Raw genomic sequence first — 26,223 nt, forward strand, 5'->3', positions numbered from 1 at the left:
GTTACAGAAATTTAATAAGTAATTTCTTTTTTGTAGAGATAGGGCTTACCATGGTGAAGCCAATCTACTATAATATTCCATCGACCAGCTAGCAAACGTGTATGGGGTATAAGTAATTTATGGTTTGTTAATAAAATAGGGTTTTCGAAGTCGAATTTTCTGTTAGAGGGTCTATAGAGACGTACTTTACCAGTTATACTCTTAGGGTCATGCGTTTCTGGAAAAGTTATTATGATACCTTCAGTAGTTTTTGTCCAACTAATTTTTTTGGACAAGGCATTAGCATTTTTTTGTTTTTCAATATCGTTTTGAACCTGTAGTTCTTGACTGTAATAATTGTCTTCAACTAAATCATGGCTGTATCTTTCATCAACATGCATGGTAATAACCATATATAAAATGAAGCTTATAAACCCAATAAAGGCAATCACTATTCCGGTTCCCCAATTAATTTTCATAATATGTTATGCCTACTAAAATAGGACTTTTTTAATTCAATATACATTATTTCTAGCCATAAAGCTTTTAATTATAACTTCTTGGTGCTAAAAAATTTACAGTGGTGGTCTCAATTAATTGATCTCCGCTGTAAACATCGACGGTTAATTTGTTTTTATCGCCTTTTAATTCAGTCTTATTAATTTCTATAAACAAGGTGCCTTCTGCCAATCCTTGCTCAGGAACCTCTAGTTTTTCAGATGCAGAAACCAGTTTAATTTCACCAGTATGCTTTCTCAGTTTAAAGTTTATATCCTGAATGTTTTTCGTGGTTTTGTTTACCAATTTATAAGTAAAAACATTACTTATAATAGCTCCTTCTTTATGCTCGTATAGTTGCCCTGGTAAACGCAAAATTCTAGCTTCAACATCATTTCGTAATAATAGCAGACCTATCAAAATACCTATTAAGATGGTTAAAACGGCTATGTAGCCTTTCATTCTAGGAGTGAGTTTAAATTTTTCTTTGCGCTCTATTTCATCTTCGCTCGCATATCGAATTAAACCTTTGGGTAGATTGATGCTTTCCATAATATGGTCGCACTCGTCAATACAGGCGGTACAGTTTATACATTCTAGCTGGGTGCCGTTTCGTATATCAATATTGGTCGGGCAAACATGTACACATTGAAAACAATCTATACAGTCGCCATGTCCTAGAGCTTGACGATCTTCATTTTTCCTGAATTTTTTTCTTCCATTTTCACCCTCGCCACGTTTATGATCATAAGCTACAATAATGGATTTGTTATCAAGTAGTACACCTTGTAATCGTCCATAAGGACAAGCGATAATACAAACTTGTTCTCTAAACCAGGCAAACACAAAGTAAAATACAGCTGTAAAAATAATAAGCGGTAAAAAGGTGCCAATATGCTCTAAAGGGCCTTCACTTATGTATTTTAATAGATTGTCGCTTCCAATTAAATAGGCTAAAAAAACGTTAGCAATAAAGAAGGAAATGATTAAAAATATAAACCATTTAAACAGACGTTTTTTTATTTTTTCGGCATCCCATTTTTGTTTGTCTAATTTTCGCTGTTTATTTCGGTCGCCATCAATCCAATATTCAATTCGACGAAACACCATTTCCATAAATATGGTTTGGGGACATATCCAGCCACAAAACACACGACCAAAGGCAACCGTAAATAAAGCTATAAAAACAACACCTATAATCATGGAGATTACAAATAAGTAAAAATCTTGAGGCCAAAACGGAAAACCAAATATATTGTAGCGACGTTCTAAAATATTAAACATTAAAAATTGGTTACCATTTATTTTAATAAAAGGTGCCGCAAATAAAAAAGCGAGTAAAATATAACTAACTATTTTACGTTTTTCGTAATATCTTCCACTTGGTTTTTTTGGATATACCCACGCCCGTTTACCCTCTTCGTTAAGTGTACCAATACTATCTCTAAATGATTCGTTTTGTGGAGTTTCCAATTTTTATACGTATTTTGAAATTTCTTGAAATTTTACAATTAAAGGTTACTCGGTTTCAGCAACCCAAATATCGCCTTCTGGAGCTTTCGGTTCTGCTGGTGTTGTCCCTTGAAATTGTAAAACATAACTAGATACTTGAGCCATTTCTATTGGTTTTAAACTTTGTTTCCAAGAAATCATGCCTTTTCCAGCACGACCTCCCTCAGAGACTACTTTAAAAACGTTTTTAATTCCACCACCTAAAATCCAGTGGGAATCGGTTAGGTTTGGACCAATACCACCACCGCCATCAGCTTTATGACAAGCTATACAATTAACTTCGTAGATGGTTTTACCGGCTGCCAAATCTGCGGGATCTGTGAGTAATTCGACCGTATTGATGTCCACTAAATTTTTTGCTGTTTTTTTATAATTTTCAATGGCGATTTTAGCTTCGGCATATTCGATTTCTAACTCGTCGTACTGATTTTTACCATCAAAAATGTGGTATCTGGCCAAATATACAGCTGCAAATAGTATTGAAATATAAAAACTGTAAAGCCACCAAGGTGGTAGGTTATTGTCCAATTCTTTTATCCCATCGTAATTATGGTCTAAAATTATTTCATGTTCTTCTTGTATAGGTCTTGAGCCTAGCAGCTTTTTATAGGTGTTTTTTAACCAATTAAATTGTGGTACTTGATTTCTTTTTGCATCATACCGTGCTTTAGATTCTTCGTCTAAACTTTGGTATAAAATGTTTTTAACAGACGCCACAATAGATTCAATAGCGATTAGTATGAAGAGTACCAAAAACAAAAACAATAGAACTAAAGGCTCTTCTACAAACGCGGGTTTGTCTCCAAAATCGCTATAATATTCTACAATTCCGAAGATTATAAAAAATACAATGGGTACTCTTACCCATGATGGTATAAAATTTCTCATAGTTCAGTTTGGTTTTTATTATCTAAAGGAATATTGCTTACTGTATCTATATACTCTTTTTTTGATGTAAAAACCCACCAAAATAAGACTACAAAAAAGATAAAGAATATCAGTAAGGAAATGATGGGATATATTTCTATACCCGCTACGTTCTCTATATGATTTTTTATATATTTTAACATGATTATTAGTTTAGAGCAGTTTCTATATTTTCTACTTTAATATCGGTGCCTAGGCGTTGTAAATAGGCTATAAGAGCTACAATTTCACGATTTCTCATTTCGATAAATTCTGGACCGCTAGCAGCTTTGTCGGCTTCATAATTTTGGGCAAAATCTGGGTCGCTATACAGGTTGTTTTCTATTTGTGTACCTTGTTCTAACATCGATTGTTGCGCATTTGCTATGTCCTCTTCAGTATAAGGCACACCTAAAGTCGCCATCGCTCTCATTTTAGTTTCTGTTAACGATTTGTCTAACGCATCTCTAACCAACCATTGGTATGCCGGCATAATAGAACCCGAAGAAGTGCTTTGTGGGTCGTACATATGGTTTAGGTGCCAATTATCTGAGTATTTACCACCAATACGTTGTAAATCTGGTCCGGTACGCTTACTTCCCCAAAGGAAAGGGTGATCGTAAACGTATTCACCAGCTTTAGAAAATTCTCCGTAACGTTCTACTTCACTTCTAAATGGTCGAATCATTTGCGAGTGGCAGCCCACACAGCCTTCACGAATATATATATCGCGTCCTTCTAATTCTAATGGTGTATATGGTTTTACGCTGCTAATGGTTGGCACGTTCGATTCTACCATTAAAGTAGGAATAATTTGTACAATACCGCCAATTAAAATAGCTATAGTGGCTAGTATGGTTAACTGAATCGGTCGGCGTTCTAGCCAAGAGTGCCAGCCCTCGTTAGCCGTGCGACGCTTCGAAACATTTTGTAAGGCTGGAGCTTCTGCCAATTCGTCTTCTACTTTAGAACCGTATTTAACAGTTACTACGACGTTGTATATAAGTACTAACATACCTACTAAGTACAAGGTTCCGCCAATAGCCCGCATCCAATACATAGGCATAATTTCTGTAACTGTTTCTAGAAAATTACCATAGGTTAAGGTGCCGTCGGGGTTAAACTGTTTCCACATACTGGCTTGTGTAAAGCCTGCAACATATAGTGGTAAAGCGTACATGATAATGCCTAACGTGCCAATCCAGAAGTGTAAATTTGCTAAGCCAACAGAATATAATTTTGTTTTAAATAGCCTTGGAACTAGGTAATAAACCATTCCAAAAGTTAAAAAGCCATTCCATGCTAAAGCGCCAACGTGCACGTGGGCAATAATCCAATCGGTATAATGCCCAATAGCATTTACAGTTTTTAGGGATAAAAGTGGTCCTTCGAAAGTAGACATACCATAACCTGTAATAGCTACTACCATAAATTTTAAAACGGGGTCGGTTCGCACTTTGTCCCAAGCACCACGTAATGTTAACAATCCGTTTATCATCCCACCCCAAGAAGGCATTAATAACATCACTGAAAATGCTACTCCTAAGTTTTGAGCCCATTCTGGTAAAGCGGTATACAAAAGGTGATGCGGTCCGGCCCAGATGTATATAAAAATTAAAGACCAAAAGTGAATAATAGACAATCGATATGAATACACAGGTCTGTTCGCTGCCTTAGGAACAAAATAATACATCAATCCTAAAAACGGTGTGGTTAAGAAAAAAGCAACCGCATTATGCCCGTACCACCACTGTACCAAAGCATCTTGAGCTCCCGCATAAACCGAGTAACTTTTAAACGCACTCACAGGGACTTCTAGACTATTAAAGATATGAAGTACAGCAACCGTTACAAACGTAGCGATGTAAAACCAGAGTGCTACATATAAATGGCGTTGTCTTCTTTTAAGAATGGTTCCAATAAGGTTCCAGCCAAAAACCACCCAAACTATGGCGATGGCGATATCGAATGGCCACTCTAATTCGGCATATTCTTTCGATGAGGTATAGCCTAAGGGCAATGTAATAGCTGCGCCTAAAATAATGAGTTGCCAGCCCCAAAAATTAATTTTACTTAAGACATCACTAAACATTCTGGCCTTAAGTAAACGCTGTGAGGAATAATACACACCTGCAAAAATGGCATTACCCACAAAGGCAAAAATTACGGCATTAGTATGTAAAGGTCTTAAGCGACCAAAACTTAACCATGAAATGCCATCGGTTAGGTTAGGAAATAAAAATAAGAATGCCAGTAGCAATCCTACTAACATACCTACCACACCCCAGAGAATGGTAGCGTAAAGGAAATTTTTAACGATTTTGTTATCGTATTTAAACTGTTGTACTTCCATAATATTTAATTAGTATTTTTAGTTTTGGTTGTGTTTTTTGGTTTTTCTTTAACAAGTTCGTCTTCAAAGAGCATTCTTACAGAAGGGGTGTAGCTGTCATCAAATTGTCCTTTTCTAACTGCATAAATAAAAGCCACAAAAAAAACAATAGCCACTGCAATACTAATACTAAGTAGTATATAAATTACACTCATATTTCGATTAAGTTAAAATTCTATATTTTAATAATAATTCGGTATCTAAATACGATTTGAAAGATACGAATTTTGGCGTTCCCCTACCCAAAAAAAATGGGTGGGTCAGGCTTTTCAATTCAATCTTTTTCTCCTGCCTCAAAAAAGGATTTCCTTTACAATCCTTAACGCGCTTCTCGGTTAAATTCATAATTTCTTTTAAATATTATTAATGCTTATAATTTTAAAAATTATTTTAATTTTCGTCCCAAAAAATTGGTGCAAATGGTGGTAAAAGCCACAATGCTTATAGAACTTAAAGGCATTAAAATAGCTGCTACCACAGGCTCTAATTGTCCGGTAACCGCAAAATAAAGACCAATAATGTTATAAAAAAACGATAGTGCAAAACTCCATTTAATAATTTTAATACCCGATTTACATAATTTTATGTAATTAAATAATTGACTAAATTTTGAGGCGTCTAAAATCGCATCACATGCTGGCGAAAATACATTTACGTTTTCAGAAATCGCAATACCTACATCACTTTGTGCTAAAGCGCCAGCATCATTTAACCCGTCGCCAATCATTAAAACCTTGGCTCCCTCACTCTGGTGATGTTTTATGTACTCTAATTTGTCTTCAGGTTTCTGGTTAAATAGCATTTTGGTTTTTGTAGGCAATAGTTTGGTTAAATTTTCTTTTTCACCGGCATTGTCACCAGAAAGTATAACTAAATCGTAATCTTTTTTCAAGTCATTAAACAATTGAGATAAGCCTTTCCTATAAGCGTTGTGGAAAGTAAATTTTCCTTTATAAGTATTATTGGTGCTAATATGTACTGTTGTATTTAATGTTGTGGTATCGCCTTTATAGCCCACAAAAGGAGCAGAGCCCACTTTTATGTGTTCCTCATTAAATTGAGCTTCAATACCTTGGCCCAAATGCTCTTCAAAAGTATCAAGGGTTACAATGTTATTTTCACTTAGAATATGGTATAGTGATCTGCTTAAGGGGTGGTTAGAGCCTCTTAATGTACTTTTTAGAAGCGATTCCTCTAGCTCAGACAGCGTGGCGCCATCATAATTTATAGAGGTTTCTTTATTGGCTGTAATGGTTCCAGTTTTATCAAAAATTATGGTGTTTATTTTTGCTAGTTGCTCGATAACCGATGCATTTTTTAAATAGAATTTCTTATGACCTAAAATACGCAAAACATTTCCTAAAGTAAATGGTGCAGAAAGTGCGATGGCACAAGGGCAGGCGATTATTAAGACCGATGTAAAAACGTTTAGGGCTAGGGTAGAATCAACAACTAGCCAATACGCAGTAGCAACAATGGCGATAGATAAAAGGACCATAGTAAAACGTTTGCTTATGCGGTTTGTAATGTTTGTAAAGCCCAGTGTTTTATCGGTTTTAAAAACATCATTACTCCAAAGTTGTGTGAGGTAACTTTGCTCAACAGATTTTAAAACATCAACTTCAATAACGCCATGGAGTTGTTTGCCTCCCGCAAAAAGTTTGTCGCCAGATTGTTTAGAAACCATTTTAGATTCGCCTGTAACAAAACTGTAGTCAATTCGTGCACTGCCCTTTATTAAAATACAATCTACAGGAATGAGTTCTTCATTTCTAATAAGTAATCGGTCGCCTTTTTTAATGTCGTAAACCTGTATAGATTCCTCGTTACCTTCGGGGGTTATTTTTGTTATTCCAATGGGAAAATACGATTTATAGTCCCGTTCGAAAGATAAGAATGAATAGGTTTTTTGTTGAAAAAACTTACCCAGTAGTAAAAAGAAAATAAGTCCGGTTAAGCTGTCGAAAAAGCCAGATCCAATATCGAATACAATTTCTATGGTACTTCTTAAAAATAAAACAACCACACCCAGAGCAATAGGAACATCGATATTTAAAATTCCAGAGCGAAGACCTTTGTAAGCAGAAATAAAATAATCTTGCGACGAATAGAAAACAACAGGTAAGGAAAACGCAAACATAATCCATCTAAAAAAATGTTTGTATTTTTCTATCCAGAACTCCCCAACTTCAAAGTATTCTGGGAAGGATAAAAACATCACATTCCCGAAGGCAAAACCTGCAATACCTAGTTTGTAAATTAAAGATCTGTCAATTTTTTTTTCACCAACACTATAATCCTCCAAACTAATGTAGGGTTCGTAGCCAATACTACTTAATAGGGTAACCAGTTTTTTTACGCTAAGATTTTCAGAATTAAAGGTGATTCTAACGGTTTTTTTACCAAAATTCACAATAGATGAACTAACCGCGGGATGGAGTTTGTTTAGGTTTTCCAAAATCCATATACAAGAACTGCAATGAATATTGGGGATGTAAAGACTGATAATTTGTGTGTTATCCACATTAAATTCCAGTAGCTGCTCTACAATTTTGGCATTCTCTAAGAAATTGTATTTACCCTCAATTTCTTTAGGTGTTGTGCCCGGCGATTGCTGTAAATCGTAGTAACAAGTTAAATCGTTCGTAGAAAATATCTCGTACACTGTTTTACAACCGTGGCAACAAAATGATTTATCATCAAAAATGATTTTCGAAGAAGTTGCATCCAATCCACAATGAAAACATGTGTCTTTATTCATTAAAATTTAGCTTGTTAATAGCGATTGTAAAGTTGTGAAGTTTGCACGACTATTAATATGATATTTGTCATGTTTTTGTTATTTTTACCCTGTTAAAAATTTAATATGTCTAGTTGCGAACATTGTATTATAAAACAGTTTAATTCTCTTAAAGCTCTGTCTAAGCAGGAGTTATCTCGTGTTTCTAGTTGTAAAACCTCGCGTGTGGTTAAAAAAGGCGGAGTGATATTTGAAGAGGGAGATGTTATAAATGGTGTGTATTGTATAAAAGATGGTGTTTGTAAATTGTCTAAATTAAGTCCTAATGGAAAGGATCAAATTGTTAAATTGGTGGTTAAAGGGCAGTTGTTGGGGCAGCGTTCTTTAGTTTCTAATGAAAGTTCAAATTTAAAGGCTGTAGCTTTAAATGATATGGATGTTTGTTTTATACCGAAAAGTGAAATAATTAGAGATTTAAAAAATAACTCTAAATTTTCTTTTGAGGTCTTAAAAGAAATGGCACACGATTTAAAAGAGTCTGATGATATCATTGTAAATATGGCGCAGAAATCTGTTCGCGAACGACTCGCGGGAACTTTAATTTATATTTATGAGAGTTTTGGAATCAATTCAGATGGCACGCTAAGCATTGTGCTTTCTAGAGAAGATTTTGCTAATATAGTAGGAACCGCTACCGAGTCTGCTATTCGGGTTATTTCTCAGTTTAAAAAAGAGGGATTAATTGCTGCGATAGGAAAAAGAATAAAAATTGAGGATATTGAAGGGCTTAAGCGGGTAAATTAACAATGTATTGTTGTGGTGTTTAAAATTGACTTCATTAAAAAGTGGCGTAAAGTTTAGCGTTGTAGTGCCCAAAAGGATTTTAGGCAAAAAACAGAACAAATATTCAGGTATTCTAGCCACGCTAGACAACTTGTTTTTCAATGGCTAAAAAATGGGTGACCGTATCGTTGTACATGGGGATAATTGTGACTTCGCACTTGTATGGCGTGTTGTCTTTTCGGTAATTTGTGATAACTTCTGTAAATGGCTTCAAGTGGTTTAGTTTTTTCTTAATCTTTCTCTTTGTTTTTATAGAAGTGTCAATACCTTGAAGGAATTTCGGATTTTTGTCAATCGCGAATTTTTTGGAGTAGCCTGTCATTTTAGTGAAACCACTATTCACCCAAATTATATTTTGCTCGGCATCGGTTATTATTAAGGCTTCAAAATCCCGGTTATTAAAAATGGTGTCAATTTCGTTTTTCCACTGTACTTTTCTAGCGAATGTTCGCACCGTTTCAATATCATTTTCTATTTCTAGGTTTGCTAGCGTTTTACAATAATTTTGACTAAACATATCCCAACTTAACAGTGGTGTAGTTTTAGTTCCAGATAGTTTTACGTCGTGTATTATTTTGTGGTCTGGTTTAGGGGGTAGATAAGACAAGAAAATGTCTAAACACATCATGCGCGAGAGATTGTATTTCATAGGTTTTTTTATGGTGTTGTTCTTATTAAAAAAAACAAGTCTGAACTGTTCTTATTCAAGCAGACTAGTAATACTGTAATTTTTTATTCTGTAAAGTAATAAAAAACTATTTTGAACATATAATTTTTAACAAATAAAAAAAGTAGCGTATAAAACAGCTTTCATATTAAAACAAAATCCTATTAATTTTAAAATATTCCTTTTCTTTGCAAATCAATATAATATCTATGAGTCAAGAAATTTCAAAACGTTATGCACAGCGTGGCGTGTCGGCATCAAAAGAAGATGTACACAGTGCAATAAAAAACATTGATAAGGGATTGTTTCCTAAGGCGTTCTGTAAAATAGTACCTGATTATTTAACTAACGATGAAGATTATTGTTTAATCATGCACGCCGATGGTGCAGGAACAAAATCGTCTTTAGCCTATATGTATTGGAAGGAAACTGGAGATCTTTCGGTTTGGAAAGGCATCGCGCAAGATGCTTTAATCATGAATATAGACGACTTGTTATGTGTTGGTGCGACCGATAATATTCTATTGTCATCAACTATTGGAAGAAATAAAAATGTAATCCCTGGCGAGGTGCTTTCTGCAATAATTAACGGTACTGAAGAGTTGCTTGAAGATTTAAAAACATTTGGTGTAACAATACACTCAACTGGTGGAGAAACCGCAGATGTTGGAGATTTGGTGCGCACAATTATTGTAGATTCTACGGTAACTGTACGTATGAAACGTAGTGATGTTATCGATAATGCGAATATTAAAGTGGGCGATGTTATTGTTGGTTTAGAGAGTTTTGGGCAGGCCACTTACGAGAAATCTTATAATGGTGGTATGGGAAGTAATGGTTTAACATCGGCACGGCACGATGTGTTTAGTAACTATTTGGCCGAAAAATACCCAGAAAGTTTTGATCCTTCGGTTCCAAAAGATTTGGTCTATTCAGGACAAGTAAAATTAACCGATAAGATTGAAAACACACCCTTAGATGCTGGTAAATTGGTGTTATCGCCAACTCGTACTTATGCCCCTATTATAAAAGCTATTTTGGCTAAATACAATGCCGATACTTTGCATGGTATGGTGCATTGTTCTGGAGGAGCACAGACTAAAATCTTACATTTTGTAGATGAATTTCATATCGTTAAAGACAATATGTTTCCTATTTCTCCATTGTTTAAATTAATTCAAGAACAATCAAAAACCGATTGGAAAGAAATGTATCAGGTTTTTAATTGCGGGCATCGTATGGAACTTTATGTCGATCCTAAAATTGCTGACGATATTATAGCAATATCGAAAACATTTAATGTCGATGCTAAAATAATAGGTCGAGTAGAGCCCTCGAAAACTAAAAAACTTACAATACAATCGGAGTTTGGTGAGTTTATCTACTAAATACTTAGCTTTTCTAATGAACTGGAATGGTTTTTGATGAAATGCTCGAATAATTTATTCAATATAGTAATGAAAAAAACGCTTATTGCCTTAATTTTTTTGTGTGTCCAATTTGCTTTTGCTCAACCCGACTCATTGTTTATTAAGTTTATAACACCTAAAAAAAAGGTGGACTATATTGGGCCGGAGTGGGTTCAAAAAAATAAAGCAACATTCGATTTAAGTGAAGTTGCTTTTGTAAACTGGAGCGCGGGTGGTAGTAACTCCATCTCGGGTTTAGTAGGATTTACCTCTGAAGCAAATTATAAAGACAAATACATTTTTTGGAATAATAATGTAACTGCGCGTATTGGAATAAATAAGCAAGAAGATAGAGAATTGCGAAAAACAGACGATCTTTTCGAAATGAACTCTAATATAGGTTACAAGCCACATAGTGCTTCTAATTGGTTTTACTCGGCTCGTCTTAACTTTAAAACGCAAATGGCGAATGGTTATAGATATCCAGATACCGACAAACCCATTTCGAGGTTTATGGCGCCAGGATACTTGTTTTTTGGTGGTGGTATGGAATATGGTAAAAATATAGAATCCTTATCTTTTTATTTCTCACCAATAACGTTAAAAGCGACTTTTGTTTTAGATGAAGATCTGGCCAACGCTGGATCTTTTGGGGTAACACCTGCTGTTTTAGATGATGCCGGTAATGTTATAGTTAAGGGAGAGCGGGTAAGAAATGAGGTTGGTATTCTTCTTACCAATTATTACAAAATGAAGGTGGCTGAAAATATTGAAATGATTCATAACTTGAGTTTGTATTCCGATTATATAAATAGTTTTGGAAATATAGATATAGATTGGAAAATAGATTTCGATTTTAAAGTAAATAGTTTTATTCGAGCTACCTTAGGGTCACACTTAAAGTACGACGACGATATAAAAACCACTGTACCATCGGCTATTGAAGGCGAGGTTGAAGAAGCTGGGGCAAAAGTACAGTGGAAACAGTTTTTAGGCGTTGGTTTTGCCATAGATTTTTAGCACATCGCAACATAGATTATTTTAAAAACTTGTTAACTTTTTAATGTTAATAAATTAATAAGTAATTGATTATGAATATTTTAACGTGTTAATCGTGTAAACTTCATGATTTATGTCATGTTTCAAGTTGAATATATTTTGTTTCTTTACGGTTTATTTGAAAAATCCGTAGTAGAACTAAAAAACATATCAACTCATGAAAGCAAACCTCACAGAAAAGGCGCCTCAAACCTACTCGCAAGACGAAGTTTTTGAAGCATCACTTAAGTACTTTAATAACGACGATTTGGCTGCACGAGTGTGGCTTAATAAGTACGCTCTAAAAGACTCAGACGGGAACATATACGAGCTTACCCCTAATGATATGCACCGTAGAATCGCCAAAGAAATTGCTAGGGTTGAAGCGAAGTATAAAAACCCTTTAAGCGAAGATGAGATTTTTAACTTAATTAAAGATTTTAAGTATATCGTACCACAAGGTAGCCCTATGGCAGGCATTGGTAATCCCTATCAAATTGCTTCCCTTTCAAACTGTTTTGTAATTGGAAATTCTGGCGATTCAGATTCTTACGGGGGTATCATGAAAATTGATCAAGAACAAGTGCAACTCATGAAGCGTCGTGGTGGTGTTGGTCACGATTTATCGCACATTCGGCCAAAAGGTTCTGCAGTTAAAAACTCGGCCTTAACCTCTACTGGTATTGTACCGTTTATGGAACGTTACTCAAATTCTACTCGAGAAGTGGCACAAGATGGTAGGAGAGGTGCGCTTATGTTATCAGTATCCATTAATCATCCAGATGCCGAAAATTTTATCGATGCTAAGCTGGAGCAAGGCAAGGTTACAGGCGCTAACGTGTCGGTTAGAATCGACGACGATTTCATGAAAGCCGTTAAAAACGAAACCGATTATATTCAAAAATATCCTATATTTTCAGAAAACCCTAAAGTTACAAAAACGGTTGAAGCGACTACCCTTTGGAAAAAAATAGTGCATAACGCTTGGAAATCTGCCGAGCCAGGTATTCTATTTTGGGATACTATTATTAACGAATCTGTTCCAGATTGTTATGCCGATTTGGGTTATAAAACCGTATCTACCAATCCTTGTGGCGAAATTCCCTTATGTCCTTACGATTCTTGTCGCTTATTAGCTATTAACCTATTTTCTTATGTAGATCATCCATTTACAAATAAAGCTTCTTTTAATTTCGAGTTGTTTAAAAAGCATGTGGCTTGTGCGCAGCGTATTATGGACGATATTATCGATTTAGAGCTTGAAAAAATAGATAATATTTTACGAAAAATTGATGCCGATCCAGAATTAGAGGATGTTAAAGCTATCGAGCGTAACCTTTGGGTTAATATAAGAAATAAAGCGGAAGAAGGTCGAAGAACCGGCGTGGGCATCACTGCAGAAGGTGATATGTTGGCCGCTTTAGGCATCCAGTACGGAAGTGATAAAGGAAACACATTTTCTTTAGAGGTGCATAAAACCATTGCTATCGAGGCTTACCGTGCATCGGTACATTTAGCAAAAGACCGTGGCGCATTTGCCATTTTCGATGCTCAACGTGAAAAAAATAACCCGTTTATTCAGCGTTTAAAAGAAGCAGACAGTGAGTTGTACTATGAAATGTTAGAATATGGCAGACGAAATATCGCTTTGTTAACCATAGCGCCAACAGGAACAACTAGTTTAATGACGCAAACAACCTCTGGGATAGAGCCTGTTTTTATGCCGGTTTATAAACGCAGAAGAAAAGTGAATCCAAACGATAAAGAGGTGCGTGTAGATTTTGTTGATGAGGTAGGCGATTCTTGGGAAGAATACGTGGTATTTCATCACCGATTTAAACAATGGATGGAAGTAAATGGCTTCGATATTTCTAAAAACTACGCTCAAAGTGAACTAGACGAGTTGATAAAAAAATCTCCGTATTATAAAGCGACGTCAAACGATGTAGATTGGTTAAGTAAAGTGCGTATGCAAGGGGCTATTCAAAAATGGGTCGATCACTCTATTAGTGTAACTATTAATTTACCAAATGATGTGAGTGAAGAATTGGTTGGCGAACTGTACTTAAAAGCCTGGGAAGAGGGTTGTAAAGGTGTTACGGTTTATCGTGACGGATCGCGCGCTGGGGTTTTAATTTCTAATGAAGAAAAGAAGGAGGAAGCCGACGATAAGTTAACAGCATTCCCAATTAAACGACCACAAATATTAGAGGCCGATGTTGTACGCTTTCAAAATAATAAGGAAAAATGGATTGCCTTTATTGGATTAATTGATGGTAAACCTTACGAAGTGTTTACGGGTCTTATTGATGATGAAGATGGTATATTGATACCTCGCTGGGTTAACGAAGGTCTGATAATAAAAAATAGAAATGAAGATGGTAGTTCGCGTTACGATTTTCAGTACAAAAATAAAAGAGGTTATAAAACCACTATTGAAGGTTTATCGCATAAATTTAATCCAGAATTCTGGAACTATGCTAAACTAATTTCTAGCACATTGCGTCATGGCATGCCAATTGATAAAATTGTAGATTTAATAAATAGCTTACAATTGGATACCGAGTCTATAAACACCTGGAAAAACGGGGTGGTACGTGCGTTAAAGCGTTATGTAGAAGATGGTACACAGGCTAAAGGACAGCGCTGTGATAATTGTAAATCTGAGCATTTAATTTACCAAGAAGGTTGTTTAACTTGTAAGGATTGTGGTTCTTCAAAATGTGGCTAAACCATAAATTATAGAGGTTAAAAAGGGAGGTCGTTAGATCTCCTTTTTTTATGCATTTTAAAGAAATCATACAAACCCCGTAGGTTTATTAAACAAAGGTTTAAATGTGTATGTTGGGTTTACTACTTCAATGAAGCTTTTTTTTACAACTAGAAAAATAGTAATCATGAACACCAATTTAATTTTGAAATGTCGTATGGTTAATTTGAATTTTTTTCTATTCAGATGAGAAAGAACATCAAAGCATAGCCAAAGTTATGGTTTTATTTTGTACCACAATATGGGTTAAAAGGAACTGCGAAGCACATCATGAACACCTATTTATAAAATAGAAAAATGGGAGTAAACGAATTATATGCGACATGACAGAGTCCATTTGGTATGATATGTGGTAGATTTAAAATTTCAATTTAAAATGCATGCCAATGATGTGTCAATAACTATTAAAAACACAAGTATTTACCTTTTAAAGCATTTAACAAGGCATCTGGAGTAAAATTATTTATATAATTATTAGATAAGCGTATGGTGGTGTGCCAAAAATTCATAAATTATTGTATTTTTGGCTATCAATAAAAAGTTAAATGTTAGACAAATTACAAATCATAAAACAACGTTTTGACGAGGTTAGCGACTTAATTATTCAACCGGATATAATTACCGACCAAAAGCGTTATGTACAATTAAATAAAGAGTATAAAGATCTTAAAATTTTAAGCGATAAGCGCGACGAATATATTGAGCTTACCAATAATATAGATGAAGCTGAAGCTATTATTTCAGATGGAAGCGATGCCGAAATGGTTGAGATGGCTAAAATGCAATACGATGAAGCCAAAGAAAGAATCCCTGAATTAGAAGAGGAAATTAAATTTCTATTAATACCAAAAGACCCGGAAGATTCTAAAAATGCCGTAGTCGAATTACGGGCAGGAGCTGGTGGTGACGAAGCTAGTATTTTTGCAGGTGATTTATTTAGAATGTACAGCAAGTATTGTGAAGGCAAAGGTTGGAAAGTCGATGTTGTAGATTTTAGTGAAGGTACAAACGGTGGTTTTAAAGAAATTCAATTTGAAGTTACTGGTGAAGATGTTTACGGCACCTTAAAGTTTGAGGCAGGAGTGCATCGTGTACAACGTGTACCACAAACCGAAACCCAAGGTCGTGTGCACACTAGTGCTGCCACTTGTATGGTTTTTCCAGAGGCCGAAGAGTTTGATGTAGAAATAGACCCAAAAGATGTTAGAATAGATTTTTTCTGTTCGTCGGGTCCAGGAGGCCAGTCGGTAAACACCACTTATTCTGCAGTGCGATTAACGCACGAGCCCACTGGATTGGTCGCACAGTGTCAAGACCAAAAATCGCAGCATAAGAATAAAGAAAAAGCGTTTAAAGTACTGCGTTCGCGTTTGTATGAAATGGAGTTGGCCAAAAAGAATGCTGAAGATGCCGAAAAGCGGGGAAGCATGGTAACCTCTGGTGATAGAAGTGCAAAAATTAGAACCTATAACTACTCGCAAGGTCGTGTTACAGATCATAGAATTGGTTTAACCCTCTACGATTTAAGTAATATCATGAATGGTGATATTCAAAAAATAATAGACGAATTAATGTTAGCCGAAAACACTGAGAAGTTAAAGGCAAACGATGATTTAATTTAAATCTCATCGTGGTTTTTTGCGAATAGGCCATAAGCAGTTTCGTTTTAAAGAGTTATAAAATTAGTGATTAATAGTGTTTTGTTTTGTAATTAAAAACGAGAGCAATCACACAATAGTTTCCTCGCTGTGAGGATATAGAAGAACATGACAACAACCCAACTTGTTCAGCAAATAAGACAAAAGAAATCCTTTTTATGCATCGGATTAGATGTCGATGTAAATAAAATTCCAGAATTTCTCTTAAAGGAGGAAGATCCCATATTTTCTTTCAATAAAGCGATAATTGATGCCACACATCATTTATGTGTGGCCTACAAGCCCAATACGGCATTTTATGAAGCCTACGGATTAAAGGGTTGGAAATCTTTAGAAAAAACCATTAATTATTTAAACGAAAAGCATCCAGAAATTTTCACCATAGCTGATGCTAAACGTGGTGATATTGGGAATACAAGTAGTATGTATGCCAAAGCGTTTTTTGAAGATTTGGCTTTCGATTCGGTAACCGTTGCTCCCTATATGGGAAAAGATTCGGTAGAACCGTTTTTAGCTTTTAAAGACAAGCATACCATTCTTTTAGCTTTAACGTCTAATCAAGGGGCTTTCGATTTTCAAACCAAAACTGTTAATGGTAAAGAATTATACAAGCAGGTTTTAGAAACTTCAAAAACTTGGGCGCATGCCGAAAACTTAATGTATGTTGTTGGTGCTACAAAAGCTGAGTTTTTAGCCGATATCAGAAAAATTATACCAGACAGTTTTTTGTTAGTCCCTGGTGTTGGCGCGCAAGGCGGCAATTTACAAGACGTTTGTAAATACGGTATGAATGCAAAAGTAGGCTTGCTTATAAATTCGTCTCGAGGTATTATTTACGCTTCAAACGACGAGCGTTTTGCCGAGTCTGCAGCTATAAAAGCCGCGGCGCTTCAAAAGGAAATGGAAGTGCTTTTAAAGGTTTAAATATTGTTAATTAGTTGTCATGGCCCAGAAGCATGACGTATTCTTTGCAATGACATTACGTGATCAAATAGGTAGACCGCTGCATTTAAAATCCGTTCCCCAACGAATCATCTCTTTAGTGCCCAGTCAAACCGAGTTGTTAGTCGATTTAGGTTTAGAATCCTACTTAGTTGGTGTGACCAAGTTTTGTATTCATCCCAGTCATTTAAGAAAAGAGAAAGTGGTGGTTGGTGGTACAAAGCAGATTAATATTGAGAAAATAAAAACTTTGCGCCCCGATATTATTCTTTGTAATAAAGAAGAAAACACCAAAGATATTGTAACGGCTTGTGCAGAAATTTGCAATATTCATGTGTCCGATATTTTTAATATTCAACATAATTTAGAAATGATACATCAATACGGTATCATTTTCAATAAAGCAAAAGAGGCTTCAGAAATTACAGATCTTATTAAAAAAGAATGGGCTTGTTTTGATGTGTTCATACAAAACAAACCCCTTTTAAATGCCGTTTATTTTATTTGGAAAAATCCTTGGATGATTGCTGCCAATAACACTTACATTAACTATATGTTGGCTTTAAATCGATTTAAAAATAGTTATGAAGATAAAAATCGTTATCCAGAGATCACACTTCGCCAAACAAAACGCAATAATGCGATCGATGTGGTCATGCTATCTAGTGAGCCTTTTCCTTTTAAAGAATCCCATATAAGCGAAGTGAAAGACTTTTACCCAAACGCTCAAATTATTATTGCCGATGGCGAAATGTTTTCTTGGTATGGCTCTAGACTTAAAGAAGCTTTTAAGTATTTTAAAAACTTGCGTTTAAATCTCGAGGGGCATCTAAATTTGTAGCATCTTCTGCAAAATTTACAATTTTAGTTTCTATGTCTTTAAAGTCCAGTAGCTCGCTCAAGCTCGACCTTATTTTTCCTACTCTGCAAAAATGTTTGTTCATAACCTTATGTGTTTAAATGATAACTAGCTGTTGTTTACTATAAATTACGTGTAAACCAGTTTTTTAGATGTGTGTTATAAGTTAAATAATTATTAAAACAATAGGAGTCTAGTTTGGTTTTTCGAAGCTTTTTTGGTAGGGAAAAGTGTATGAAATTATGTGTTATTAATTTGTTTTTTAATGGAGAGATTGCGTCGTCATGCTTACTTGTCGTCAGAGCAGCTTGTCCTTCAGAGTATTCGGAATATATTCGGAGTGGAAGACTCTCATGATTGTACTTGTCGTTTTAATGTAAAGATTGCTTTGTCATGCTTCCTCGCCATGACGGATTTTTACGGTGGGATGTTATTCATAGTAGCCTGTCATTCAGAGCGCAGCGAAGAATCTTATGATTTTATCTGCGGTTTTAAATGAAAGATTGCTTCGTCATGCTTCCTCGCAATGACGATTTATTGTTGGAATTGAGTTTTATCCGTAATGCCATTCAAAACTGCCATCCAGAACCATCGTTAGAACTGTCGTTCAGAGCTTTTTCAATAGAAAAAAAGCGTAGGAATCTGTTTGTTGTTTACTCGTAGTTTTAATTAAAAGATTGCTTCGTCATGCTTCCTCGCCATGACGGATTTTTACGGTGTGATGTTATTCATAGTAGCCTGTCATTCAGAGCATTCCGAATATATTCGGAGTCGAAGAATCTTATGTTTTATAAACTTATTTAAAACTGTTGAAAAAGATTCTTCAGTCGTGCCTCCTTCTGAATGACAGTCGCATTGTTCATTCAGAGGTGCGCAGTCTGTCATTCAAGCTTAGGGAAGAATCTCATGATTGTACTTGTCTTTTCAATCAAAAGATTGCTTCGTCATGCTTCCTCGCAATGACTTATTGTTACGGTGTAGTGTTGTTCATAGCAGCCTTTTATTTAGAGCGAAGTCTGTCATTCAGAGCACAGCGAAGAATCTCATGATTTCACTTGTCGTTTTAACGGAAAGATTGCTTCGTCATGCTTCCTCGCCATGACGGATTTTTACGGTGTGATGTTGTTTATAGCAGCCTGTCATTCAGAGCATTCCGAATATATTTCGGAGTCGAAGAATCTTATGTTTTATAAACTTATTTAAAATTGTTGAAAAAGATTCTTCAGTCGTGCCTCCTTCTGAATGACAGTCGCATTGTTCATTCAGAGGTGCGCAGCCTGTCAATCAAGCTTAGGGAAGACTCTCATGATTTTACCTGTCGTTTTAATGGAAAGATTGCTTCGTCATACTTCCTCGCCATGACGTATTGTTACGGTGTAGTGTTGTTCATAGCAGCCTTTTATTTAGAGCGAAGTCTGTCATTCAGAGCACAGCGAAGAATCTCATGATTTCACTTGTCGTTTTAACGGAAAGATTGCTTCGTCATGCTTCCTCGCCATGACGGATTTTTACGGTTGGATGTTATTCATAGCAACCTGTCATTCAGAGCATTCCGAATATATTCGGAGTCGAAGAATCTTATGTTTTATAAACTTATTTAAAACTGTTGAAAAAGATTCTTCAGTCGTGCCTCCTTTTGAATGACAGTCGCATTGTTCATTCAGAGGTGCGCAGCCTGTCAATCAAGCTTAGGGAAGACTCTCATGATTTTACCTGTCGTTTTAATGGAAAGATTGCTTCGTCATACTTCCTCACCATGACGGTTTTTACGGTGTAGTGTTGTTCATAGCAGCCTTTTATTTAGAGCGAAGTCTGTCATTCAGAGCACAGCGAAGAATCTTATGTTTTTACTTGTCGTTTTAATTGAAAAGATTGCTTCGTCATGCTTCCTCGCCATGACGGATTTTTACGGTGTGATGTTGTTTATAACAGCTTGTCATTCAGAGCACAGCGAAGAATCTTATGTTTTTACTTTTCGTTCTAAAGGAAAGATTGCTTCGTCATGCTTCCTCGCCATGACGGATTTTTACGGTGTGATGTTATTCATAGCAACCTGTCATTCAGAGCATTCCGAATATATTCGGAGTCGAAGAATCTCATGATTTATAAACTTATTTAAAACTGTTAAAAAAGATTCTTCAGTCGTGCCTCCTTCTGAATGACAGTCGCATTGTTCATTCAGAGGTGCGCAGCCTGTCAATCAAGCTTAGGGAAGACTCTCATGATTTTACCTGTCGTTTTAATGGAAAGATTGCTTCGTCATACTTCCTCGCCATGACGGATTTTTACGGTGTGATGTTGTTTATAACAGCTTGTCATTCAGAGCACAGCGAAGAATCTTATGTTTTTACTTTTCGTTCTAAAGGAAAGATTGCTTCGTCATGCTTCCTCGCCATGACGGATTTTTACGGTGTGATGTTATTCATAGCAACCTGTCATTCAGAGCATTCCGAATATATTCGGAGTCGAAGAATCTTATGTTTTATAAACTTATTTAAAATTGTTGAAAAAGATTCTTCAGTCGTGCCTCCTTCTGAATGACAGTCGCATTGTTCATTCAGAGGTGCGCAGCCTGTCATTCAGAGTATTCCGAATATATTCGGAGTCGAAGAATCTTATGTTTTATAAACTTATTTAAAACTGTTGAAAAAGATTCTTCAGTCGTGCCTCCTTCTGAATGACAGTCGCATTGTTCATTCAGAGGTGCGCAGCCTGTCAATCAAGCTTAGGGAAGACTCTCATGATTTTACCTGTCGTTTTAATGGAAAGATTGCTTCGTCATACTTCCTCGCCATGACGGATTTTTACGGTGTGATGTTGTTTATAGCAGACTGTCATTCAGAGTATTCCGAATATATTTCGGAGTCGAAGAATCTTATGTTTTATAAACTTATTTAAAACTGTTGAAAAAGATTCTTCAGTCGTGCCTCCTTTTGAATGACAGTCGCATTGTTCATTCAGAGGTGCGCAGCCTGTCATTCAGAGCACAGCGAAGAATCTCATGATTTTACTTGTCGTTTTAATGGAAAGATTGCTTCGTCATGCTTCCTCGCCATGACGGATTTTTACGGTGTGATGTTGTTTATAGCAGCCTGTCATTCAGAGCGCAGCGAAGAATCTTATGATTTTATCTGCGGTTTTAAATGAAAGATTGCTTCGTCATGCTTCCTCGCCATGACGACCTAATTCCTCTTAATTAACGTAAATTAAAAACCAATACTTTTATGAGTCCTGTAAAGCAAAAACAGACCTCAATAAGCTAGTTGTTCTTGCGGAAAGGTTGTTGCGAATGTCTTTCTCTTCAACAGCAATCATAGTATACACCCCCTGCAAAGCTTCCTGAGTAACATAATCGGTTAAATCTGGGTTTACAGTATTTGTAAAGGGTAGGTTGTTATATCTATTTATTAAATTACTCCAAATTTTATCGGCTCCAACTTTCGCAAACGAGTTTTTAATAATGGGATTAAATTTATGATATAAAGCCGTTTGCGTTTTGCTAGTTAAATATGTTGTTGCAGCATCATCGTTTCCTAGTAAAATAGCTTTAGCATCGGTAAATGTAATATCTTTTACCGCACTTACAAAAATGGGTGTGGCTTCTTTAACAGCGTCTTCCGCAGCTCTATTAATGGCTTTTAGGCCTTCATCTGCCAGACTGCTTAAGCCTATGCCTCTAAGCGCGCCATCAACTTTTTGCAATTCTTGTGGCAATAAAATCTTTACCAATTCATTTTTATAAAAACCATCGGTTTGCGTGAGTTTTGTAACTTGTTTTTCAATTCCAAAATTTAAAGCTTGCTGTAATCCTGCAGCTATTTGTGAGTTCCCCATATTGCTGTTTTGGGGCAATTGGTTGGCTATTTCTTGCAATTCTGCGCAGGCTGTAAAATTGAATATCAAGAAGACTGCAAAAATCTTACGAATCATAATTTAGGTTTTAAAATCTGAAACAAAGATAATTTTTTATAGATAGAATGGTCTTAAATGACTTGTTTTTATATGTTTATTACACTTTAAAACAGACTATCATACACTATAAATTGAGTGCACACAAAAAATATTTTTGTGCCGTGCAACAAATTTAATGGCAATAATAGCTCTAGATTCTCTTTTGCTTTTAGATAATTCAAAATAAATACTGCAATTTTTTGAATATTCCGTAAATTTGAGAGTAAAAATTTAAGAACTCTTTTAGAATGAAACAAGTAACACCTTATAAACCAAAGCATAACGTACGAATTGTAACCGCAGCTTCCCTTTTTGATGGTCATGATGCTTCCATTAATATTATGCGGCGTATTATTCAAGCTACAGGAGTCGAGGTGATTCATCTGGGACATGACAGAAGTGTAGAAGAAGTTGTAAATACGGCCATTCAAGAAGATGTGAATGCCATTTGTTTAACCTCTTATCAAGGCGGGCATAACGAATATTTTAAGTACATGTACGACTTGTTGGAAGAACGTGGTGCCGGACACATCAAGATTTTTGGTGGTGGTGGAGGCGTTATTCTTCCTACAGAAATTAAAGATTTGATGGATTATGGTATTGCACGTATTTATGCGCCAGATGATGGACGAGAAATGGGTTTACAGGGCATGATTAACGATTTGGTCGCACAATCTGATAAGCCAAACCCTCCTTTAATTCTGCCTAAAGGAAAAGAGGTCTTGCAAAGCTTAAAAGATAAAGATGTTAATACTATTGCGCGACTTATTTCTTTTGCTGAAAATCAACACGACAAATTTGAAGCTTTATTTCTGCAATCGAGTGAGCGTTCCTTGCCTGCAGGGAGCTTGGGTGGGGCTCCTGTTCTTGGTATTACCGGAACAGGTGGTTCAGGAAAATCGTCTTTAGTCGACGAATTGGTGCGTCGATTTTTAATGGATTTTCCAGAAAAAACTATAGGTTTAATTTCTGTCGATCCCTCGAAGCGTAAAACAGGGGGTGCCCTTTTAGGCGACAGAATACGAATGAATGCCATAAACTCCCCACGTGTTTATATGCGTAGTTTAGCGACACGACAATCTAATTTAGCTTTGTCAAAACACATAAACGAAGCGGTTGAGGTTTTGAAAGCGGCCGAATTTGATTTGATTATTTTAGAAACCTCTGGTATTGGACAATCAGACACCGAAATTATAGAACACTCTGATGTGTCGCTATATGTGATGACACCAGAATTTGGTGCAGCTACCCAGTTAGAAAAAATCGACATGCTCGATTTTGCCGATTTAGTGGCTGTTAATAAATTCGATAAACGCGGTGCGTTGGATGCCTTACGCGATGTTAAAAAACAATATATGCGCAATAATAATCTTTGGGATACTCCTCAAGACGATTTGCCTGTTTTTGGTACCATTGCCTCACAGTTTAACGACCCTGGAATGAATTCGCTTTATCGAGCGGTTATGGATACATTGGTTGAAAAAGCCGATGCCGATTTAAAATCGACCTTCGAGATTTCGAAAGAAATGAGTGAGAAGATTTTTGTGATTCCCCCATCCAGAACTCGTTATTTGTCTGAAATCGCAGAGAGTAATCGTAGCTATGACAACACGGCCAATACACAAGTTGAAGTGGCACAGAAGCTCTATGGCATATACAAAACGATTGCATCTGTATCTAATCTAAAGGATAATGGCACTAAGAAACCCCTTTTGGATAAGTATGGTTTACTAAGTGATGAAATTCTTCAACATGTGCAGAACGACCACAGCAATGCTCTTCCTTCATCTGAAGATACAAACAGTGCGGTGTCTCAAACACAATTAATAAACCTTCTAATTAAGGAATTCGACCGTGTAAAACTAAATCTCGATCCCTATAATTGGGGAATTATTTTGGGATGGCATGAGAAAGTAGCGCGGTATAAGAATCCGGTATATGCCTTTAAGGTTCGAGATAAAGAAATTAAAATAGAAACTCATACCGAGTCGCTGTCTCATTTACAAATACCAAAGGTTGCTCTGCCAAAATACCAAGCATGGGGCGATATTTTAAAATGGTGTTTACAAGAAAATGTACCTGGGGAGTTTCCATTTACCTCAGGCTTATACCCATTTAAAAGAACAGGTGAAGATCCCGCGCGAATGTTTGCTGGCGAAGGTGGGCCCGAGCGCACCAATAGGCGTTTTCATTACGTAAGTGCTGGCTTGCCGGCAAAACGTTTGTCGACCGCTTTTGATAGTGTCACGCTTTACGGAAACGATCCGGATTTAAGACCAGATATTTACGGTAAAATAGGAAATGCTGGCGTTTCTATATGCTGTTTAGACGATGCTAAAAAACTCTATTCTGGTTTCGATTTAGCTCATGTTATGACTTCGGTAAGTATGACCATTAATGGTCCCGCACCTATGTTACTTGGTTTTTTTATGAATGCCGCCATCGATCAGCAGTGTGAGATTTATATCAAAGAAAAGGGTTTAGAAAAAGAAGTCGAAAATAAAATTGCAGCCATTTATAAAGGTAAAGAACGGCCAAAATACAATGGTGAGTTACCAGAAGGAAATAATGGTTTAGGTTTAATGTTGTTGGGCGTTACAGGAGATAAGGTCTTGCCAGCAAACGTTTATGCAGAAATAAAAAAGAAAACCATCGCGCAAGTTCGCGGTACGGTACAAGCCGATATTTTAAAAGAAGATCAGGCGCAAAACACCTGTATATTTTCAACAGAATTTGCACTGCGTTTAATGGGCGATGTTCAAGAGTATTTTATTGAAAATAGGGTGCGTAATTTCTATTCGGTTTCCATATCGGGCTACCATATTGCCGAGGCTGGAGCCAATCCAATTACCCAATTAGCCCTTACCTTATCGAATGGTTTCACTTACGTGGAATATTATTTAAGCCGTGGTATGGACATTAATAAGTTTGGTCCTAATTTATCGTTTTTCTTTTCAAACGGAATCGATCCCGAGTACGCTGTAATTGGTCGTGTAGCGCGTAAAATCTGGGCTAAGGCCATGAAGCATAAATACGGTGCCAATGCGAGAGCACAAATGTTAAAGTATCATATTCAAACCTCGGGGCGCAGTTTGCACGCTCAGGAAATCGATTTTAATGATATTCGCACCACACTTCAAGCCTTGTACGCCATTTACGATAATTGCAACTCCTTACACACCAATGCCTACGATGAAGCGATTACCACACCAACCGAAGAGTCTGTGCGACGCGCCATGGCCATTCAGCTAATAATTAACAAAGAATTGGGTTTAAATAAAAATGAAAACCCCATTCAAGGCTCGTTCATTATTGAAGAACTTACCGATTTAGTTGAAGAAGCGGTCTTATTAGAATTTGATAGAATTACAGAAAGAGGTGGGGTGCTTGGAGCTATGGAAACCATGTACCAACGCAGCAAGATACAAGAAGAAAGCTTGTATTATGAAACCTTGAAGCATAACGGAGAATTTCCAATTATAGGGGTGAATACTTTTTTAAGTTCAAAAGGATCGCCAACAGTTATTCCTAAAGAGGTAATTCGAGCCACAGAAGAGGAGAAGCAATTTCAAATAAAAACATTAAAAAACCTCCATGAGGCTCAGGATACAAAAGCATTATTAAAAGATTTACAACAGAAAGCCATTAATAACGAAAATATTTTTGAAGCCTTAATGGAGGTTTGCAAAGTATGTTCGTTGGGGCAAATCACTTCGGCTTTATTTGAGGTCGGCGGACAGTATCGCCGCAACATGTAAGCAGAGAACCACATTTTATTTTTCGTAAAATGTGTGTGAATCGCTTATGCTGAGCGCAGCCGAAGTATCTCAGAGCACCACATTTTACTTTTGGTAAAATGTGTGTGAATCGCTTATGCTGAGCGCAGCCGAAGTATCTCAGAGCACCACATTTTACTTTTCGTAAAATGTGTGTGAATCGCTTATGCTGAGCGCAGCCAAAGTATCTCAGAGAACCACATTTTATTTTTCGTAAAATGTGTGTGAATCGCTTATGCTGAGCGCAGCCGAAGTATCTCAGAGAACCACATTTTATTTTTCG

Annotated in this window: 17 protein-coding genes; 8 read left to right on the forward strand and 9 right to left on the reverse strand. The window is 36.3% G+C overall.

Features of this window, described 5'->3' with window-relative positions:
• Window positions 1–11 precede the first annotated feature (11 nt).
• The 7 genes from FEZ18_RS10545 to FEZ18_RS10575 form a co-directional block, all read right to left on the reverse strand.
• A complete protein-coding gene (locus FEZ18_RS10545; protein WP_153268279.1) occupies window positions 12–458 on the reverse strand; it encodes a FixH family protein in 447 nt (148 codons plus the stop codon).
• Window positions 459–525: 67 nt separating this feature from the next.
• Window positions 526–1,950, reverse strand: coding sequence for a cytochrome c oxidase accessory protein CcoG (gene ccoG / locus FEZ18_RS10550; RefSeq protein WP_153268280.1), 1,425 nt, complete (start codon window positions 1,948–1,950; stop codon window positions 526–528).
• Window positions 1,951–1,995: 45 nt separating this feature from the next.
• Window positions 1,996–2,877 (reverse strand): cbb3-type cytochrome c oxidase N-terminal domain-containing protein, encoded by an 882-nt coding sequence (locus FEZ18_RS10555; RefSeq protein WP_153268281.1) that lies wholly within the window; start codon window positions 2,875–2,877, stop codon window positions 1,996–1,998.
• Complete coding sequence (locus FEZ18_RS10560) at window positions 2,874–3,059, reverse strand: CcoQ/FixQ family Cbb3-type cytochrome c oxidase assembly chaperone (RefSeq protein ID WP_153268282.1); 186 nt, start codon at window positions 3,057–3,059, stop codon at window positions 2,874–2,876. The genes FEZ18_RS10555 and FEZ18_RS10560 overlap by 4 nt, the downstream gene beginning before the upstream one ends.
• Before the next feature lie 5 nt (window positions 3,060–3,064).
• Window positions 3,065–5,248: a cytochrome-c oxidase, cbb3-type subunit I gene (gene ccoN, locus FEZ18_RS10565; protein WP_153268283.1), complete on the reverse strand. Its 2,184-nt coding sequence runs from the start codon at window positions 5,246–5,248 to the stop codon at window positions 3,065–3,067.
• Between the two features lie 5 nt (window positions 5,249–5,253).
• Window positions 5,254–5,442, reverse strand: coding sequence for a cbb3-type cytochrome oxidase assembly protein CcoS (ccoS, locus tag FEZ18_RS10570; protein WP_153268284.1), 189 nt, complete (start codon window positions 5,440–5,442; stop codon window positions 5,254–5,256).
• A gap of 230 nt (window positions 5,443–5,672) precedes the next feature.
• Window positions 5,673–8,048 carry a heavy metal translocating P-type ATPase gene (locus FEZ18_RS10575; protein ID WP_153268285.1) on the reverse strand — a complete coding sequence of 792 codons (2,376 nt, stop codon included), beginning with the start codon at window positions 8,046–8,048 and terminating at the stop codon, window positions 5,673–5,675.
• A 105-nt stretch (window positions 8,049–8,153) separates the two neighbouring features.
• Here FEZ18_RS10575 and FEZ18_RS10580 point away from each other — a divergent pair, with 105 nt between their 5' ends.
• Complete coding sequence (locus FEZ18_RS10580) at window positions 8,154–8,831, forward strand: Crp/Fnr family transcriptional regulator (protein ID WP_153268286.1); 678 nt, start codon at window positions 8,154–8,156, stop codon at window positions 8,829–8,831.
• Between the two features lie 121 nt (window positions 8,832–8,952).
• Here FEZ18_RS10580 and FEZ18_RS10585 read toward each other — a convergent pair whose 3' ends face one another.
• Entirely contained in the window at window positions 8,953–9,519 is a 567-nt protein-coding gene (locus tag FEZ18_RS10585) for a PAS domain-containing protein (protein ID WP_153268287.1), read from the reverse strand.
• A gap of 227 nt (window positions 9,520–9,746) precedes the next feature.
• On the opposite strand from FEZ18_RS10585, the gene FEZ18_RS10590 reads away from it, so the two are divergent.
• The 6 genes from FEZ18_RS10590 to FEZ18_RS10615 all read left to right on the forward strand — a co-directional run bounded on the left by FEZ18_RS10590 (window position 9,747) and on the right by FEZ18_RS10615 (window position 18,195).
• The gene (locus FEZ18_RS10590) at window positions 9,747–10,925 is read left to right on the forward strand and encodes an AIR synthase related protein (RefSeq protein WP_153268288.1); all 1,179 of its coding nucleotides are present in this window, start codon (window positions 9,747–9,749) and stop codon (window positions 10,923–10,925) included.
• A gap of 69 nt (window positions 10,926–10,994) precedes the next feature.
• Window positions 10,995–11,966, forward strand: coding sequence for a DUF3078 domain-containing protein (locus tag FEZ18_RS10595; RefSeq protein ID WP_153268289.1), 972 nt, complete (start codon window positions 10,995–10,997; stop codon window positions 11,964–11,966).
• Window positions 11,967–12,162: 196 nt separating this feature from the next.
• On the forward strand, window positions 12,163–14,715 hold the full coding sequence (locus tag FEZ18_RS10600; protein ID WP_153268290.1) for an adenosylcobalamin-dependent ribonucleoside-diphosphate reductase: 2,553 nt from the start codon (window positions 12,163–12,165) through the stop codon (window positions 14,713–14,715).
• A 584-nt stretch (window positions 14,716–15,299) separates the two neighbouring features.
• Window positions 15,300–16,376: a peptide chain release factor 1 gene (gene prfA, locus FEZ18_RS10605; protein WP_153268291.1), complete on the forward strand. Its 1,077-nt coding sequence runs from the start codon at window positions 15,300–15,302 to the stop codon at window positions 16,374–16,376.
• A 144-nt stretch (window positions 16,377–16,520) separates the two neighbouring features.
• On the forward strand, window positions 16,521–17,336 hold the full coding sequence (gene pyrF, locus FEZ18_RS10610; protein ID WP_153268292.1) for an orotidine-5'-phosphate decarboxylase: 816 nt from the start codon (window positions 16,521–16,523) through the stop codon (window positions 17,334–17,336).
• A gap of 49 nt (window positions 17,337–17,385) precedes the next feature.
• Window positions 17,386–18,195, forward strand: a complete 810-nt coding sequence (locus FEZ18_RS10615; RefSeq protein ID WP_153268293.1) for an ABC transporter substrate-binding protein — start codon at window positions 17,386–17,388, stop codon at window positions 18,193–18,195.
• A 3,240-nt stretch (window positions 18,196–21,435) separates the two neighbouring features.
• Here FEZ18_RS10615 and FEZ18_RS10620 read toward each other — a convergent pair.
• Window positions 21,436–22,143, reverse strand: a complete 708-nt coding sequence (locus FEZ18_RS10620) for a DUF4197 domain-containing protein (RefSeq protein WP_153268294.1) — start codon at window positions 22,141–22,143, stop codon at window positions 21,436–21,438.
• 269 nt (window positions 22,144–22,412) lie between these two features.
• On the opposite strand from FEZ18_RS10620, the gene FEZ18_RS10625 reads away from it, so the two are divergent.
• Window positions 22,413–25,922, forward strand: coding sequence for a methylmalonyl-CoA mutase family protein (locus tag FEZ18_RS10625; RefSeq protein WP_153268295.1), 3,510 nt, complete (start codon window positions 22,413–22,415; stop codon window positions 25,920–25,922).
• Window positions 25,923–26,223 lie beyond the last annotated feature (301 nt).

Source organism: Oceanihabitans sp. IOP_32, from assembly GCF_009498295.1.
Classification (GTDB): domain Bacteria; phylum Bacteroidota; class Bacteroidia; order Flavobacteriales; family Flavobacteriaceae; genus Wocania; species Wocania indica.

Coding starts and splice junctions, on each gene's coding strand:
- FEZ18_RS10545 (WP_153268279.1), bottom strand. CDS start 458: ATGAAAATTAATTGGGGAACCGGAATAGTGATTGCCTTTATTGGGTTT.
- FEZ18_RS10555 (WP_153268281.1), bottom strand. CDS start 2,877: ATGAGAAATTTTATACCATCATGGGTAAGAGTACCCATTGTATTTTTT.
- FEZ18_RS10560 (WP_153268282.1), bottom strand. CDS start 3,059: ATGTTAAAATATATAAAAAATCATATAGAGAACGTAGCGGGTATAGAA.
- ccoN (WP_153268283.1), bottom strand. CDS start 5,248: ATGGAAGTACAACAGTTTAAATACGATAACAAAATCGTTAAAAATTTC.
- ccoS (WP_153268284.1), bottom strand. CDS start 5,442: ATGAGTGTAATTTATATACTACTTAGTATTAGTATTGCAGTGGCTATT.
- FEZ18_RS10575 (WP_153268285.1), bottom strand. CDS start 8,048: ATGAATAAAGACACATGTTTTCATTGTGGATTGGATGCAACTTCTTCG.
- FEZ18_RS10580 (WP_153268286.1), top strand. CDS start 8,154: ATGTCTAGTTGCGAACATTGTATTATAAAACAGTTTAATTCTCTTAAA.
- FEZ18_RS10585 (WP_153268287.1), bottom strand. CDS start 9,519: ATGAAATACAATCTCTCGCGCATGATGTGTTTAGACATTTTCTTGTCT.
- FEZ18_RS10590 (WP_153268288.1), top strand. CDS start 9,747: ATGAGTCAAGAAATTTCAAAACGTTATGCACAGCGTGGCGTGTCGGCA.
- FEZ18_RS10595 (WP_153268289.1), top strand. CDS start 10,995: ATGAAAAAAACGCTTATTGCCTTAATTTTTTTGTGTGTCCAATTTGCT.
- FEZ18_RS10600 (WP_153268290.1), top strand. CDS start 12,163: ATGAAAGCAAACCTCACAGAAAAGGCGCCTCAAACCTACTCGCAAGAC.
- prfA (WP_153268291.1), top strand. CDS start 15,300: ATGTTAGACAAATTACAAATCATAAAACAACGTTTTGACGAGGTTAGC.
- pyrF (WP_153268292.1), top strand. CDS start 16,521: ATGACAACAACCCAACTTGTTCAGCAAATAAGACAAAAGAAATCCTTT.
- FEZ18_RS10615 (WP_153268293.1), top strand. CDS start 17,386: ATGACATTACGTGATCAAATAGGTAGACCGCTGCATTTAAAATCCGTT.
- FEZ18_RS10620 (WP_153268294.1), bottom strand. CDS start 22,143: ATGATTCGTAAGATTTTTGCAGTCTTCTTGATATTCAATTTTACAGCC.
- FEZ18_RS10625 (WP_153268295.1), top strand. CDS start 22,413: ATGAAACAAGTAACACCTTATAAACCAAAGCATAACGTACGAATTGTA.